Here is a 15,688-nt window from a genome sequence, read left to right as displayed (position 1 = left end):
ATGGTGGAGGTAGTCCCGATCAGGGGCCCGGACGAGGGAGCCGTACCCGGCGTGCGACAAGACGGCCTTCGGAGGTTGTCATGTCGTGGCTGGTGCTGGTGGTGTCCGGGACTTTCGAAGCCGTGTGGGCTACCGCGCTCGGGAAGTCGGAGGGATTCACCCGGCTCGGGCCGACCGCCGTGTTCGGCGTCGCACTCGTGGTGAGTATGGCGGGGCTGGCGTACGCCATGCGCGGGCTGCCCGTGGGGACCGCATATGCCGTCTGGGTGGGCATCGGGGCCGTGTTGACGGTCGTGTATTCGATGGCCACCGGGGAGGCCGCAGTCAGCGCGGTCAAGCTGGTGCTGCTCGGCGGGATCGTCGCCTGTGTGATGGGGTTGAAGCTGGTCGGGTAGAAGGCTATTTGGCCGGGGCCAGCTTCACCGCGTCGCCGGGGATGGCGGGGACCGATTGGATCGTCGGGGTTTTGGCAGAAGGGTCGGGCAGCTGGAGTCGCCAGTCGTCCGAGACCCAGACGACGGTTTCGGTGGACGCGGTGACGCTGGCGTCGGAGTACGTGGCGTAGACGGTGAGGTCGGCGCGGTCGGGGGTGTAGGCGGTGAGTTTGTAGGCGGCGATGTGGGGGGCGACGGTCTGGTTGGCGGGGGCGGTGATCGAGATCTGGGCTCGGGCCAGGACCCAGGAATCCTTGGCGACGCCGGGGATCAGGGAGATCGCGGCCACCTGGGGCCAGATGCCGTCGGGGGCCAGGGACAGGCGAGTGCTGTGGTTGATGGCGGCCAAAGCCGCGCCCTGGGGCGTGCGGGTGTAGCCCGCGGCGGTGGTACCGAGTTTGCTGGGGCCGTCGTGGCCGCCGATGGGGAGTTGGACGCCCTGGTAGTTTTCCCAGCGCACGTCGGCGGGCGGGCGGGACGGATCTGCCGCCGTGGTGGTCGATTTGGCGGCGGGCTCGTCGCCTAGACCGCAGGCAGAGACGGTGACGGCGGTCGCCGAGACGAGTAGGGCCGCCAATGCGGCGGTGAAAGTTTGCGCGTGGTGTGCTGAATTGGCGCGCACGATGATTCCTCCCGGACAACCCGAGTACGGTCGAGAAGCGTTGCGGGGACGCGAGTTCGGCGGCCGCGCGGTCGGGCTCACTCTATGACGCGGACGGGCCGGACGGAGGGTCCAGCAGTGTTGATCGGATCGGTTTAACAATTCGTCACTCCTGTCACGGAACCGGTTGCGGGGACCCGCGATCCGGGTAACATCAGGGCCGCAACATGATCATCGCAGGTGGTGGGGTTGATGATGGATCATCGGGACCTGGTTCCGGTGGGCCGCCTGTGTCATCTGCCAGTGGTGCGTAATGCCCTGGCGTTCGGGGGGATCGGGTCGCGAGCCCGCTGCTGTCCGTTCGGGGAAGGGGAACCGGGGAGATGAAGACCAAACGAACGTCGATCCTGCTGTCGATGCTGCCCATCGCGCTGGTCGCGGGCCAAGGGGTCGCCGTCGCGGCGCCGGGGCAACCGGGGCTCGCCGTGCCCGGCGACGGGCAGCCGGGTTTGAGCACCCAGCCCCCACCGCCCGCGGCGCCCAGCCCGGCGGATTACATCCCCGACCCGCCCATCCCGGCCCCGAACCGGCCGCGACCCAAGCAGCAGACGACGCCGCAGCAGGACACGATCATCCAGCCGAAGGCCACGCAGCCACAGAGCACGCAGCCCGACGCGACCCAGCCGGATCAGCCGGTAGTCGAAGCACCCGAAGTCATTCCCGCCGACCCGCACAAGCTGCGCGTCGGCACCGGACGGGTCGATTTGCCCGACTGGATCGATCTGAAGACCCGCGATAAGGCCCAGGCCTATCTCGATATGGCGGAATGGCAGATCGCAGCCGCCTACGACCGCATGGGCTTCTCTCGAGATGACGCCGATCGAATGGCGGCCTCGAGCTCGATGGGCGCTTTGATCGGTGCCGGAACAGTCGGCATCGCCGCGCCCGCCGTTCTAGCCCCAATCGGATGTGGCGTCGGTGCAGCAGTCGGTGCCCTCGCCGGTGCAGCCATCGCTGGCATCCCGACCGCCGGAATCGGAGCGCCCGCAGGCGCAATCGTCGGTGGTATCGCAGGATGCGTCGGCGGCGGTTCGCTCGGCGGACTTGTCAGTGTTCCGTTGGTCGTCGGGGGCGGCGCTCTCGCTGCGCTTGGAGCGGGTGCACTCAGTGGCGGAGATGCAACCCAACCAGCGCCTCCCGCTCCCCCTGCCTTGATCGATACCGCTGCGCAGGTGCCGGGGTCGGGGCCTGCCGTGGGTTCACCTGGGGTGCAGCCGGTTTCGGCTATCATCGCACTGCCCTGGGTGCCCGCGCAGGTCGCGCAGATGCTCGCGCCCGCGTTGCAGCAGCTCGGGGCGGCGATCGAACAGGTCGCGCCGATGGCTCAGAGGGCGGCTCCGGTTGTGCAGCAGGTCGCTACGGCGATCGAACAGGTTGCGCCGGTGGCGCAACAGCCGGTGCCCGCGGTGCAGGAGGTCGGGGCCGCGATCGAGCAGCAGGTGACGCCGGTCGCGCAGGCGGTGGCTCCGGTGCTGGAGCAGCCGGTGGCGCAGGCCGCGCCGGTGGTGCAGCAGGTGGTGGCCGATGCGGGGCAGCAGGTTGCCGCGGCGGTGCCGCAGGCCGCGCCCGTGGTGGAGCAGGTGGTGGAAGGCGTGAACGCGCAAGTCGATTCGTTCCGGGCCGCGGTGGCGCAGATGCCCGCGATCACCCCGGAAGCCTTCATCGCCGCCCTGCAGCCCGCCCCGCCGGGCGCGTGACCGCAACGACACGGATGACGCCGTGACCGCAGACGACAACGCCGGCAGCGACTCCGCCCCCGGCCCCCTACCCGCCCAGCATGAACCCCGCGCCGCCGACCAGGCCGCCGCGGCGCACCACCACGAGCCCGGACCGGACCGGCCGGACAGCGATTTCCTGCGGCTCGAGCCCAGCGCGCCCGAGCCCCAACCCGTCTCGACCGCGCGACCAGGCAGCCACGCGCGTCCAGAAACCGCCACGCCCCGAACCGAACCCACCGCCCAGCAGGCGGAAGCGGGACCAGCCGGGACTCACCGATCACGGGCCGAGACCGCCGATGGGACGGAATCCGGGGCGCGGCAGACAGAATCCGGGGCGGATCAGACCGAATCCGGTCCGCACCGGACTGAATCCGTTGCACTCCAGGCCGACTCCGCGGCCACGCCCGTTGCACTCCCGGCCGACTCCGCGGCCACGCCGGTCGCACACCAGGCCGACTCCACGGCCACGCCGGTCGCACACCAGGCCGACTCCGCAGCCACGCCCGTTACACACCAAGCCGACTCCGCAGCCACGCCCGTTACACACCAGGCCGACTCCGCAGCCACGCCCGTTACACACCAGGCCGACTCCGCAGCCACGCCGGTCGCACACCAGGCCGACTCCGCAGCCACGCCCGTTACACACCAGGCCGACTCCGCGGCCACGCGGCGGGTGCCCAAGCCTGGCGCGTCGCGGCATCGACGCGAATCGGGCCCGTCCGAGGATCAGGAGCCGGTGACCGAACCTGCGGTCCGTGGGGAATCGGTGGCGGGTGAAGGGGCTGGGCGGCGGCCGGTGATGCCGGAGATCGTGCCGGTCGGGGGCGTGCCTGAGGCCCGGACCCAGCCGGTGGAGGTGGCGGGGTGGGCCTCGTGGCTGACGGAAGGGGCCGTCGCGGAGCCGGTTTCGGTGGGACGGGACTCCGGGTGGGACGACGAGTGGCGGGCCGTGGAGGATCTGCGGGCCGAGGATCCGATGGCGGCGCTGGTCGACGAGGCGCGGCGGCGGGCAGTGCAGACGCAACGGCGGATGCGGATCCGGGCACGAGCCCTGGCGATTGCCGGGGTTTCGCTGGCGCTCGTGATCGTGGCGGGCGTGGCGTGGCTGGTGTCGTCGGCCGGGGATTCGAGTGAGCCGCAGGCCGTTCCGGGGAACAGTGCGGGGAGCACGTCCGCGGGCCCGGCGGGCACAAGTACCGCCAGCGGGAATCAGCCGGGACTGGCCGTGTGGTGCCGGGAGTCGGATACGCCGCAGCGGGTGAGCGGGGCCGGGGCCGGGAACCTCGACAGCGGGCCCGGGGTGATCATGCGGCTCGAGTACGCGTGGTACGTGCTGCGGGACGCGGCGGCGGTGCGGTCGGTGCTCAGCGCCGATGCCCGCGTCGCGCCGGAACAGGCCACACGCGACGCGATCTCGGCGACCCCGGCCGGGACAAAGCATTGCGTGACCATCACCGAGGCCGACGGCGACCGGTGGAACGTCACCGTCGACGAGAAGCACCCCGACGGCACCCAGACCTCGTGGCAGCAGGTCATCACCACCGCCACCCGCGACGGGCGCACCACCATCACCTCGATCATCGCCGGAAGCCGGTGAGCCATGGTCGATATCGACGACCGGATCCGGCCACCGGCCGGCCACGGCGGCGACGGGGAGTCGTACGACAGTGACCTGATGCGGCCCGGCCCCGCCGGGTCACCCACCGATGCGGTGCCACTGCACGGCGGGCGGGGCCGACTCGTGCGGGCCGCGGTGCCCGCGGCGCTGGTGCTGGGCGGATCCGGGTCGTCGGGAGCCAGCACCACCGCGCTCGGCTTGGCCGCCGCGGCCGCGGTGGACAGCGACGGCGACGTGTGGCCGGTCGTGGTGGACGCCACGCTCGGCGGCGGGGACGTGGCCTTGCGGGGCTGCGATACCGCCGCACCCGTGAGCTCACTCCAGAATTGGCTCGGCACCCGCGATCCGGGGACCGCCGCCAGCGTCGGGGCCTGCTCGGGACAGACCTCCACCGGCGTGCGGGTGCTGCCCCGGACACCGGACCCGTTGCCGCGCAGGGAATCCCTGACCTCGGTGGCCAGATATCTCGAAAACGCCGGACTACTGGGTGTTTTCGACGCCGGCGCGCCGGTCACCAGCCGGTTGGCCGCTCCCCTGCTGTCCGATCCCCGCGTCGGGCTGGTGATCACGGTGGCCGCACGGCCCGACGCCATCAACCGATTGCAGCCCGCGCTCACCTGGCTGGACGAGAACTTCAGCGAATTCGTCGTCGGCGACGCCGTCATCGTGCTCACCGAACAGGTGCCCGGCTCCGCCGCCACCGTCATCGACCACGTGCGCACCCACCTGGGCTCCTGGGTGCGCGCCGTCGTCCAGATCCCCTTCGACCTGCACCTCGCCACCGGCGGCCCCATCTCCTGGCACCGGCTCGCCGCCGAAACCCGCGACGCCTACCTCACCCTGCTGGGAGCGCTGCGATGACCAGCACCCAGCTCCCGGGACCGGCGACGCCCCGACCGTCCGCCTCGTGGCAGCCCCGAGGGGCCGGAGCCTGGCGTACAGCCGCCACGCCCCCAGCCGACCCGAACCGGCCGCAAACACCCTCCGGCACAAACCAACCGGCCGCAAGTAGCCCGGCCGAGCGGCCCCCGAGCGAACCGATCCAGCCACCCACGAGCAGCACGCCACGAACAACCCTGGTCAGCACGAACCCGCCGCCCCCGGACGGCGCGACTCCAATCGTTGCCAGCGGCACGCCTCCAACCGTTCCGAACGGCACAACTCCAACTATTCCGAGCAGCACGAGCACGACGACGCCGCCCACCGCGAGCACGACGGCTCCCAGCGGCACGAGGACGACGACTCCGCGCACCGCGAGCCTGACCGTTCCCGGCAACGCAAATAGGACAAGCCCCGGCAGCGCGAACCCACCGGAACCGGACGACGGACAGCACCATCCCCAGGGCGACGTCAGCGAGCGATCGCGCGGCCGCGACATGCTCTTCGAGGCCGTCGACCAGACTCCCCCGCCGACAGGCGTGCCCCCGGTCGCGATGTGGCATCGGGCCGTACCGAACCGGCCGCCCCGGCCGCCCCTGCTGTGGCTGGTCGGCGTGCACGGCGGGGCGGGGGTCAGCAGTCTCGCGGCCAGTCTGCGCTGGGCCGGGGATGCCGGGCAGCGCTGGCCCGCGCGGATCGGCGCGGGCGCGGATATGGACTCGCCGCTGGTGGTGCTGGTCGGGCGGAGTCATCTGCGCGGGGTCAACGCGCTGCACCGCGCGCTGCTGGCGCATCAGGCGCGGGCGACGCCCGCCGGGAGCGCGGTCGTCGGGGTGCTGACGGTGGCGGATTCGGCTCGGCCGCTGCCGGTTCCGGTCGCGCAACGGCGCGAGGAGATGGAAGGACTGGCCATCGAGCTGGGCGCCCGCACCTGGCGGCTCGGGTGGCTCGAACAATGGCGGGCGCTGGAACCCTACGAGATGGCGGCCTGGGATCCCGCCGCCGGAGTCTCGCCGATGGAAGAAGGCGATCCCACCCGCACTCCCCCGCAACCGGTTCGGCTCCTGGCCGAGCAGATCCTCACCGCGGCACGCACAGCCGGGACCCGGATCACCGAACGCGCGCAACACGGCGCGGACCCAGTCGGCCCATAACCTGAACGAGGTGCGTCGTGCATCGACAACTGCTGTCCACCCGATGGTTCCGAAGCGCGGCGCTGCTCACCGCCGCCGTCTGCGTGGTGGGGACCGCGGCCACCGGGCCCGGCGTGTTCGACCTCGCCGTGGCCCACGGCGGCCCGCCCGACACCACGGTGCCGATCGACACATGCCCGGCCCTGTACGCGCTCGGCATCCAGGGCACCGGCGAATCCTCCCCCGACGCCGCCGTCACCACCGACACCGGGATGCTGTCGGAAGTGTTCCGGCCCATGATGGCCGACGCCGGGGACGGCCTCGTCGACCGCGCCTACGTGCCCTACGAGGCGTCCTTCGGCGGCGTGGTCGCCGTCTCCAAGACCACCTACAGCCAGTCGGTGACCGGCGGCCTGGAACGGCTGCGGTCCATGGCGAAACAGATCACCGACCGGTGCCCGAACACGCGGCTCGCCATCGCCGGATACTCGCAGGGCGCGCACGTGGCCTCGGTGTTCGCGCAGGAGGTCGGGGCGGGCAAGGGGACCGTGCCCGCCGAGAAGATCGCGGCCGTGGCCCTGTTCGGCGACCCGAACCGCAATGCCAACGCGCCGCTGTTCCCCGGCAAACCGGACCAGAAACTGCCCACCGCCGCACCCGGAACCGACGGGAAAACGGTTGCCGGGCTGGGTGATCCGCCCGCCACCAAGACCGCCTCCGGCGCGGGCATCGCACCCGACTCCGGCACGCTGGAGAACTTCGGGTCGCTGGTCGGGCGGGTCGCCGAATTCTGCACCGAAGGCGACCTGGCCTGCGACACCCCCGTCGGCGCGCCGCTGGTGCGGACCGTCGCCAATATCGCCGGGCAGGTGGAGCTTTCGGCCGGAGACCCGATCGGATCACTGAAGTCGATCGCGGAGGCGCTGGCGTTCACCTCCATCAAGACCGCCACCTCCGTGGTGAACAAGGACCTGTCGGGGACCTCGCTCACCGACATGTCCTATCAGCCGCAGAAATCCATCTCGCAGCGCATCGCCGACGCCTCCAACCCCAACACCCAGGTCGACATCCCGGGCGCGTTCCAGGCGCTGCTCAAGGTCGGCACCATCGCCATCAACTCCATCGTGGCCGTGGTGAAAGACATTCTCACGCCGGGCAATATCGCCGAGATCGCCACCGCCGGACTCGCGAATCCGATCGCCGGACTGGCCGTGTTCGGGGCGAAACTGGTCGGGGCCGCGGCCAACCTGGTGCCGCCCACCACCATCAGCAGACTCACCACGCAGGCGTTCTCCGCCGTCACCCAGAACGTCACCGACAACAAGGATCTGCTCGACATCACCACCTGGGTGCGGTACTGGGACACCGCGCAGAAGCACGACTACACCCACGCCCAGGGCGCGGGATTCGGGGCCAGCCCGACCGACTGGGTGGGACGGTGGTTCGCTGCCGTCGCACACGACCTGTCGGGAGCCGTGACACCCGGGGCCACACCGCGAGGCGGTAGCGACAAGCCCAGCGTGGGAATGGATTTCGCGGGCACCACCACCGCGACCACCACGGTCGTGCCGGGTGGGCAGTTCCCGCTCGGCGGGGCCACGACCACGCCGTCGAGCGGCGCGGCCACCACCGTGCCGAGCGGCGTGCTCACCACGACGCCGAGCAGCGGGGCACCGCTGATTCCCAACCTCATCCCGCAGGCGACGCCATGAGCACCACCGAATCAGGGTCGCGGACAACGGGTCCGGGGGCGGAACCGCCCACCCCCGCAATCGAGGGCGCGTACACCGGCAGCTGGGCGGACTGGATCACCGGCGCGAGCGGGCCGCCGCCGCGGAACTCGTATGCGGGGTCGACGCGCGGCCACGACGTCCACAACGCGTACGACGACGATCCCGACGACGGATACGACGAGTTCTACGACGACGAGACCGGGGACTACGAAGCCGCGGAATACGAGGCGCGGCACCGGGCCGAACACAGCACGACCGACAACCGATCAGCCCATGGACGATCCGATGTCTGGACCGCGGACCACGTTTCCCCGGCGCGGACCGGCGATAGGCCGTCGCACGCGAGGAGTTCGGAGCCGCCGCGGACCCGGGAGAGCGAGCCTGCCTCGCGGTACCGGGCGGCGCACCCGGCATCGCCGGTACACCAGCCGTCCCCGCACCCGGCGTCGTCAGCACACCAGCCGTCCCCGCACCCGGCCTCGTCAGCACACCAGCCATCAACGCATCCGACACCGTCGTCCCGTGAGGCCGCCGCGCACCGCACCCGGACCGCACACGATTCCCCTCGCGCCCAGGCGGTGTACGACTCCCTGCAGGATCGGGCGTCCAGCGACTTCACTCCGCCCCGCGAGCGCGGATCCTCGGAATGGGGGTTCCCGGACGAACGCCGACCGCTGAAGCGAGCGCCCCACCCGACCCGATCGGGGCCGCGATTCCGGTTCCCCGCCACCGGCGAACGCGGGTGGGCGGTCCCCGTGCTGGGCGCCCTGGCCGCGATCGTGGTGACGGCGGCGATCGTCGTGCAGATCGCCAAGGTCGGCGAGGGCGACGACCAGCGTGCGAAGGCCGCGGCCACCACGCCCGCGGCGGCCCCGGTCGCCGGCGCTCCCGCCACGACCGCCGCCACCGATCAACCCGCGTCCGGGCTGCCCGCCAACCTGTGCCCCAACGAGGCCAAGGGCGGCACCGTCCGCGGCAACGGACCGGGTAGCACGCGGTCCGGGCCGGAGGCGATCCTCGCACTCCAGAACCGGTATTACGTCGACCGATCCGGCAAGGCCGTGCGCGAGATGTACGCACCCGACGCACCCGCGCCGTCCATCGAACAGATCCAGGCGGGCATCGACTCCATACCGGTCGGCACCACCTACTGCGTGCAGATCATGCCCGGGCCGTTCGACGGCCAGCACATCATGGTCGTCACCGAGCAGCATCCCGACGCCACCAAACGCACCTGGGCCCCGCAACTGGTCATCACCACGCAGTTCGGCGGCGCGACCCTCATCTCGGCACTGGTCCCGATGAACGAGGACACCCCGAAATAGCCGGTACGACCCGGCCCGGAAGGCGAGGTGGCAGGCAGGGGTACTCAGGGTTAGCCAGGGCGTTTTGGAATTGGCGCGCGGGTGGGCTAATGTTCTCTCTCGCAGCCGGACGGGCGGAGACGCCGGAACGGAAGCGATGCGGATGTAGCGCAGCTGGTAGCGCATCACCTTGCCAAGGTGAGGGTCGCGAGTTCGAATCTCGTCATCCGCTCAACACGACAACGAAAGTTGTTCTCGCGCACTAGATCTGGCGCACATTCCCGGGCATGTCGGCCCGAATTCGCGGTACCTTTGCAGGGTGACCATGTTGCTCAGCGCCTTCCACGACACTGTGCTCTCCCAGTATGACCTCGTGTCCGCCCCACTCGCCCAGCTCGGAAACCCGACCCCGGAGACTCCCCCGGTCGCGGACAAACTCATGAAGCTGGTTCGCTACTTCACCTGGTTCGTGCTGCTGTCGGGCGTCATGGCCATCACCTACGCCGGCGGCCGGTTCGCCTGGGAGAAGTGGTCGGGCAGCGGGCTCGCCTCGCCGAAGATGGTGGCCGGCGCGATGATCGGCGGCATCGTCGCCACCAGCGCGGGCACCATCATGAACGCCGTCCTCTGACCCTCCCGCGCGTACAGCGCCGACTGTCAGTGGCCCCGGCTACGCTCGTCGAACAGACTGGCGAACACGGGTAGGGGCCGCCTTGACGACGAGCGACACACGCACCGCGCGCACCTTGTTGCGCGACGACCCGGCAGACGGGGTCGACTTCGGGCTGGAGCACGTCCACGAAGTCTTGGCGGGCCTCGCCGCCGAGGTGGCGGCCGACCGGCCCCGCGATGCCGAACTCATCACCTGCCGACTCGGACTCGACGGCGAGAACCCCGAAACGCTGACGCTGCTCGGCGCGCGCTTCGGGGTCTCCCGCGACCGGGCCCGCCAGCTCTACACCCGCGCGGTCGGCGCCATGCTGCGCCAGACCCTCGCCACCGGCCAGCCCGACCTGTCGGTATTCGCCCAGCGGTACCCCGTCGGCCACGGCGACGAACGCCTCGTGCGCGCCCTGCTCGCCGAAACCTATGCCACCGACGGCGATATCGCCGCCCAGGACTGGGCCTACCTGAAACTCCGCCTCGCCGGACACGACCTCCAGGACGCGAAACGCCTGGCGGGCTTCGTCTTCCAGCGCATCGCGGGCTGGCAGCAGAAGGGACGCTGGCATCTACTGCCCGGGCCGGGGCAGGACGGGACCGCCGCGGTCACGACCGCCGATGCGGGAGACGACGTCTGGGCTCCGTGGCCGCGCCGCGTCGAATGGCCCGAGGGCGGGAGCCCCGAGCCGCTGCCCGCGCTCCCGGCGGGCCGCCTCGACTACGACGACGACAGTCGCGGCCACATGTTCTCCGAAAAGCTCGGCCGCGAAGTGACTTTCGACACCGCATTGCAGGCCCGCCTGCTCCGGCTGCTCGACACCAGCCCGCGGGTCGAGACCTTCCGCGAGCTCCCCGTCGCCGTCACCTACGACCTCGACGGCAGCGAGCGCGTCCACTACCCCACCGCCGCAGCCACCTTCACCGACGGCCGCACCGTCCTCATCGACGTCTCCCCCCTCGCCCACACGGCCCTGCACCCCCAGCGCACCCGAGCCGCCGCCTCCCGCGCGGCCGCCTTCACCCGCGGCTGGGGCTGGCTCACCTGGACCGGCAGCCGCCATGGCCTCCCAGAACTGCTGTCCCGCAAGGTGGACACCCACCACGAGTCCACCCTGATGAGCCGCCTCTCCCAAGGCCCGCTCACCTGGCCCGCCCTCGACGCCTTCCGCAGCGAGAGCGGGCTCACCCTCCTCGACCTCGCCGCCCTGGTCCACCGCCACGACTGGCAGTGGCACCGAGGCCCCTTCCGCCTCACCCGCTGACCACCGAGATCAGGGAGCATTCACCGACGAATCTCGCCCGATTCTCCGCCAGGACCGCTCCGTGATCTTGGTACGGACCGCGCCGGTCACGGCTGTGACCGGCGCCGGTACGGAAACACGAAGCGGCGCACCGCGATCACGCCGGACCGCTCGTCGGATGTCTCGCCGGTGGCGAGCAGGTGCGCGATCACGGGGTGGCGGTCCCGAACCAGCGGGACAGCGCCATCAGGAGGTCTTGTTGGTCCGAGCCCGCCCAGGCTATGTGGCCGTCGGGACGGAGCAGGAGTGCCGGGGCGGCGAGTTGGTCGCTGATGTCGACCACGTGGTCGACTCGGTCGGACCAGCCGGTGATCGAGAGGGCGCCGGTTTGGTCGAGGAGGAGGCCGCGGGCCTGGTGCAGGTGTTCGTAGAGGCGGCCGTTCTTCAAGGGGACGTCGCGTTGGCGGCGGCCGATCAGGTCGTCGGCGGAGCCGAGGTCGTAGCGGATATTGAGGGCGGTGACCTTTTCGATGAGGTAGCGGTGGACGTCCTCGAACTCCATGAGTTCGGTCAGGATGCGGCGGATGGCTTGCTGGCCGGGGTCGAGGGAGGTCAGTTCGCTGGAAGCGCGGGCGGTGGTGAGGACGTCGGCGGCCACGGGGCGGCGTTCGGATTCGTAGGTATCGAGGAGATCGGCCGGGGCCCAGCCGGATACGGCGGCGGCCAGCTTCCAGCCGAGGTTCACCGCGTCCTGGACGCCCAGGTTCAGTCCCTGGCCGCCATTCGGGGGGTGGATGTGGGCGGCGTCGCCCGCGAGGAAGACTCGGTCCACGCGATAGCGGTCGGCGAGGCGGGTGGCGTCGCCGAAACGCGACAGCCAGCGCGGGGAATGGGCTCCGAAGTCGGTGCCCGCCAGGGCGCGAACCTGGCGGGTGAGGTCGTCGAGGGTGGGCGGGGTGTCACTGTCCCCGGCGAGGCCGTCAGCGGGGGCGCCCAGGCGGTAGACGCCGCCACCGAGCGGGACCGCACCGAAACGGCGGTGGGTCTTGTGGACCTCCATGACCGTCGCCATCACCTCGTCCTGAGGGGCGGTCAATTCGACCTCGCCGAGCAGGGTTTCGAAGCGGGCCGGTTCGCCAGGAAAGTCGACGCCGACCAGTTTGCGGATGGCAGAGCGGCCGCCGTCACTGCCGACCAGGTAGCGCGAGCGCAGTGTCGAACCGTCCGCCAGGTCGGCCGTCACGCCCGTCTCGTCCTGGGTCAGCCCGGTCACCAGCGCGCCGTAGCGGATCTCCGCGCCGAGCTCGACCGCCCACTCGGCCAGCAGGCGATCGGTGATCGGCTGCGGCAGGCCGAGCACGAACGGGAACGAGCTGTCCAACGTCAACGGCTTCGACGGGACGATCCCGGCGAAGAACGCGCTCGGGTCGTGCTGCTTGCCCAGCGCCACGAACCGATCCGCGACCCCGCGCTGATCGAGCACCTCCAGACTGCGCGCGTGCATCCCCATCGCCCGCACGACCTTGGTCGGCTCCGGATCGCGCTCCAGCACGACCACCCCGACCCCGTGCAACCGCAGCTCCGCGGCCAGCATCAACCCCGTCGGCCCGGCCCCGACAATGATCACATCGACCATGAACGCCCTCCTGATTTCCGCAGGTCATCGCCTTACGGTCGACGATTCTGCGGCATACCCGGGGCCTTGCCGCAAGCCCCCCACTGCGATATACGTTGAAGGGGGAGGGAAATCCGAACGCGATCGTCTACTTCAGGACGAGTCCCGCGGCGATGAACGTCACGATCACCAGGACCGCGAACCAGGTGATCAGCTGCCAGTGCATGATCGCCGACTTCTGGGCCGCGACCGTCAGGCGCAAAGTGGCGTCCACCCGATTGTGGTCGGCGATGCGGCGACGGGTCTGAGCCAGGTCGTCGGCCTGCTGCTGAGCCGCGATCTCGGCGCGCTCCAGGCGGTGGTTCAGGCGCAGCAGCTGTTTGGACTTGTCGCGGGTGGCCTTGCGGGCCAGCGCCAGCGCGGTGCGCTGATTGGTGAGTTCCTGACGCTGGCGTGCGATGACCGCGGCCTGCGTGCGGGTGTGGCGCTCCCAGTCGGTCACTGTCGCCCATCCTCCCGTGTGTTCGTCGCGGCAGCCGAACGCTATTTCGGCGGCCACCCAGCCCGTCACGAATTCGTCCAGTTCGCACGAGGTTTGGCGCGCCGACACTACACCGCCCGGCCCGGCGGTCAGCAGCCCGCCGGTCACCCGGTACTCGCGGCCCGCGGCGGCGAAATCGTCGAGACCCAGCGCGGGCAGCTGCGCGGTCCAGAACCCGGGCGGGCAGATCCAGAGGACTTCACCGCACCCGCCGGTCCGCAGCTCGGCCGTGATCAGCCGGGCGCGCGTCAATTCCGGTGGCGCACTGGATACCTCGATCGCACAGGTGCGATCACCCCTGCGCCACAACACATCAACAGTGTGCGCGCCGACCACCGTACCCAGGCGCACCTCCTCGGCTCCGGCCGCGAGCAGCTGCCCGCGCAACCAGAACTCCAGCCGTCGCACATCCTGACGGCAGTCCGCACAGTCGGTTTCCCGGCACCGCTCCCCCGCCGCATGACCGTTGCCCGCGGCACGACCCTTGCCCGCCGCGGCCGGCGAATCCGTCACCGCCGCCGCGGGATTCACGCGCGAGACCGGGTCGGCGAGAGCCACCGACCGGTCGCGCTGACCATCCGCTCGCCTCATGCTCACAAGATCACCCCAGCCACCACACTCACCGCAGGGGCCGCTCCCGCCTCATCGGAAACCACCAGCCCTAGCTGTCACTTCCAGAGTGCCGCAGCGCATGCACCCACCGGCAGCAAAGCGACCAGATTCGTTACGCAACCGCGAGCCGCGTGTGATCAAGCGCGTCGCGGTTCGTAATCGTCGACCGCGATGCCGAGACCGAACTTCGCGCCATGACCATAGTCGTGACCGGCCACGCCCCAATCGGTCCATCCGCGATGCCGCCGGTGATGTCCGGGATGCCCGCTCGCGCCCCCGCCGCTACTCTTTCGAAATGCTCCCGCCGCAGTCCCCGAACCCGCAGCTCAGCGCGCTACACCCGACCCTGAGGGCGGCGCGCGCCGCCAACTCGGTGGCGTTCGCGCTGCAGGGGTTCTTCCTGGCCGTCATCCTCACCGAACTTCCGCAGCAGAAGGACAAATTCGGGCTCACCGACGGCCTGATCGTGGCCTCGGTCGCGATGATCTCGCTGCTCGCCGGGGCCGGCAGCATCACCGCCGAGCGGATCGCGCTGCGCTGGTCGAGCCGGACCGCGCTGCGGATCGGGCTGGCATTGATCGTGGTGGCGGGCGTGGCGATCGCGGTATCGCCGAACAAGATCGCGCTCTTCGCGGCGCTCGCGGTGTACGGCATCGCGCTGGGCATCGTCGACGCCGGAACGAACATGCAGGCGGTGTTCATTCAGCACGGCTATGGCCGCTTCGTGCTCGTCTCGTTCTATGCGGCCTGGAGCGCGGGATCGGTCGCGGGCGCGCTGCTGGTATCGGCGTTCGAGACGCTGGACATGCCGCTGACGATCTCCATCCTGATCGCCGCCGCCGTGGTGCTGGCCGGGTGCCTGGCCGCCGGGCCGCGCCTGCTGGGCACCGACGAGGCCGAAGCGGGTCCGGCCGAACAGGAAACGACCAGTTCGGTGCCAGTGCGCATCTTCTGGATCTTCGGCACGGTGATCGCGCTCGCCTTCGCCATCGACCTCGCGGTCGGCAACTGGTCGGCGCTGTACCTGAAGGACGAACTGCTGTCGTCCTCCCGGACCGCCGCGCTCGCACTGGCCGCCTATCAGGGCGCTTCGCTGCTCGGCCGCCTGACCGGCGACCTGTGGGTGCGCCGCTTCGGCCCGCGCACCGTGGTGCGGACCGCCGCCGCGGTCGGCTCGATCGGCCTGGTGATCGTGGTGTCCGCACCCGGACCGGCGGTGGCGATCCTCGGATTCCTGGTCGCCGGAATCGGCTTGCCGGTGATTGCGCCGCTGTGCTTCAGCGAAGCCGGGCAACTCACCAGTGGCCGCGACCTCGACGCGCTCATCGCGCGGCTCAACCTGTTCAACTACGCGGGCACCCTGGTCGGCGGTGCGGTGGTGGGTGTGCTCGCCGACGCCGTGAACATGCGGGCCGGATTCGCGATTCCGCTCGCCTTCGCGGTGCTGCTGATCGGGTTCGCGCGCGTCTTCCACCCGCGCGCCACCACGGTCCCCTCGCCCACCGAGCCAGCGGCGGAGCCTGCTTGACTGGACGC

Annotated in this window: 13 protein-coding genes, 1 tRNA gene and 1 riboswitch; of the genes, 11 read left to right on the top strand and 3 right to left on the bottom strand. The window is 70.8% G+C overall.

The features are described from left to right. The first annotated feature begins 7 nt into the window (after positions 1 to 7). Positions 8 to 71, top strand: a riboswitch (guanidine-III (ykkC-III) riboswitch). Positions 72 to 80: 9 nt separating this feature from the next. Then, complete coding sequence (locus ACQPYY_RS13135) at positions 81 to 395, top strand: DMT family transporter (protein WP_433593932.1); 315 nt, start codon at positions 81 to 83, stop codon at positions 393 to 395. Positions 396 to 399: 4 nt separating this feature from the next. On the opposite strand, the gene ACQPYY_RS13130 is transcribed toward ACQPYY_RS13135, so the two are convergent. Then, a complete protein-coding gene (locus ACQPYY_RS13130; RefSeq protein ID WP_433593931.1) occupies positions 400 to 1,056 on the bottom strand; it encodes a hypothetical protein in 657 nt (218 codons plus the stop codon). A gap of 362 nt (positions 1,057 to 1,418) precedes the next feature. Here ACQPYY_RS13130 and ACQPYY_RS13125 point away from each other — a divergent pair, with 362 nt between their 5' ends. From ACQPYY_RS13125 to ACQPYY_RS13085, 9 genes are all read left to right on the top strand, one after another. Then, positions 1,419 to 2,792 carry a hypothetical protein gene (locus ACQPYY_RS13125; protein WP_433593930.1) on the top strand — a complete coding sequence of 458 codons (1,374 nt, stop codon included), beginning with the start codon at positions 1,419 to 1,421 and terminating at the stop codon, positions 2,790 to 2,792. A gap of 757 nt (positions 2,793 to 3,549) precedes the next feature. Further along, a complete protein-coding gene (locus tag ACQPYY_RS13120; protein WP_433593929.1) occupies positions 3,550 to 4,410 on the top strand; it encodes a hypothetical protein in 861 nt (286 codons plus the stop codon). A 3-nt stretch (positions 4,411 to 4,413) separates the two neighbouring features. Then, positions 4,414 to 5,292, top strand: coding sequence for a MinD/ParA family ATP-binding protein (locus ACQPYY_RS13115; protein WP_433593928.1), 879 nt, complete (start codon positions 4,414 to 4,416; stop codon positions 5,290 to 5,292). A gap of 515 nt (positions 5,293 to 5,807) precedes the next feature. Further along, complete coding sequence (locus tag ACQPYY_RS13110) at positions 5,808 to 6,464, top strand: hypothetical protein (RefSeq protein WP_379097140.1); 657 nt, start codon at positions 5,808 to 5,810, stop codon at positions 6,462 to 6,464. A 17-nt stretch (positions 6,465 to 6,481) separates the two neighbouring features. After that, complete coding sequence (locus ACQPYY_RS13105; protein ID WP_433593927.1) at positions 6,482 to 8,155, top strand: cutinase family protein; 1,674 nt, start codon at positions 6,482 to 6,484, stop codon at positions 8,153 to 8,155. After that, positions 8,152 to 9,501 carry a hypothetical protein gene (locus ACQPYY_RS13100; RefSeq protein WP_433593926.1) on the top strand — a complete coding sequence of 450 codons (1,350 nt, stop codon included), beginning with the start codon at positions 8,152 to 8,154 and terminating at the stop codon, positions 9,499 to 9,501. Before ACQPYY_RS13105 ends, ACQPYY_RS13100 begins: the two co-directional genes overlap by 4 nt. A gap of 138 nt (positions 9,502 to 9,639) precedes the next feature. Then, positions 9,640 to 9,712, top strand: a tRNA-Gly gene (locus ACQPYY_RS13095). A 93-nt stretch (positions 9,713 to 9,805) separates the two neighbouring features. Continuing rightward, positions 9,806 to 10,111 (top strand): hypothetical protein, encoded by a 306-nt coding sequence (locus tag ACQPYY_RS13090; protein WP_357094104.1) that lies wholly within the window; start codon positions 9,806 to 9,808, stop codon positions 10,109 to 10,111. Between the two features lie 82 nt (positions 10,112 to 10,193). Next, the gene (locus tag ACQPYY_RS13085) at positions 10,194 to 11,405 is read left to right on the top strand and encodes a hypothetical protein (protein WP_433593925.1); all 1,212 of its coding nucleotides are present in this window, start codon (positions 10,194 to 10,196) and stop codon (positions 11,403 to 11,405) included. 187 nt (positions 11,406 to 11,592) lie between these two features. Here ACQPYY_RS13085 and rox read toward each other — a convergent pair whose 3' ends face one another. Further along, entirely contained in the window at positions 11,593 to 13,020 is a 1,428-nt protein-coding gene (gene rox, locus ACQPYY_RS13080; RefSeq protein ID WP_433593924.1) for a rifampin monooxygenase, read from the bottom strand. Between the two features lie 127 nt (positions 13,021 to 13,147). Further along, positions 13,148 to 14,131 carry a hypothetical protein gene (locus ACQPYY_RS13075; protein ID WP_433593923.1) on the bottom strand — a complete coding sequence of 328 codons (984 nt, stop codon included), beginning with the start codon at positions 14,129 to 14,131 and terminating at the stop codon, positions 13,148 to 13,150. Between the two features lie 316 nt (positions 14,132 to 14,447). Between ACQPYY_RS13075 and ACQPYY_RS13070 the strand changes: the two genes are divergently transcribed. After that, a complete protein-coding gene (locus tag ACQPYY_RS13070) occupies positions 14,448 to 15,680 on the top strand; it encodes an MFS transporter (protein WP_433593922.1) in 1,233 nt (410 codons plus the stop codon). Positions 15,681 to 15,688: the final 8 nt, after the last annotated feature.

Source organism: Nocardia sp. CA-145437, assembly GCF_050956485.1.
In the GTDB taxonomy this organism is placed as follows: domain Bacteria; phylum Actinomycetota; class Actinomycetes; order Mycobacteriales; family Mycobacteriaceae; genus Nocardia.
This window is presented reverse-complemented; position numbering and strand designations above follow the sequence as displayed.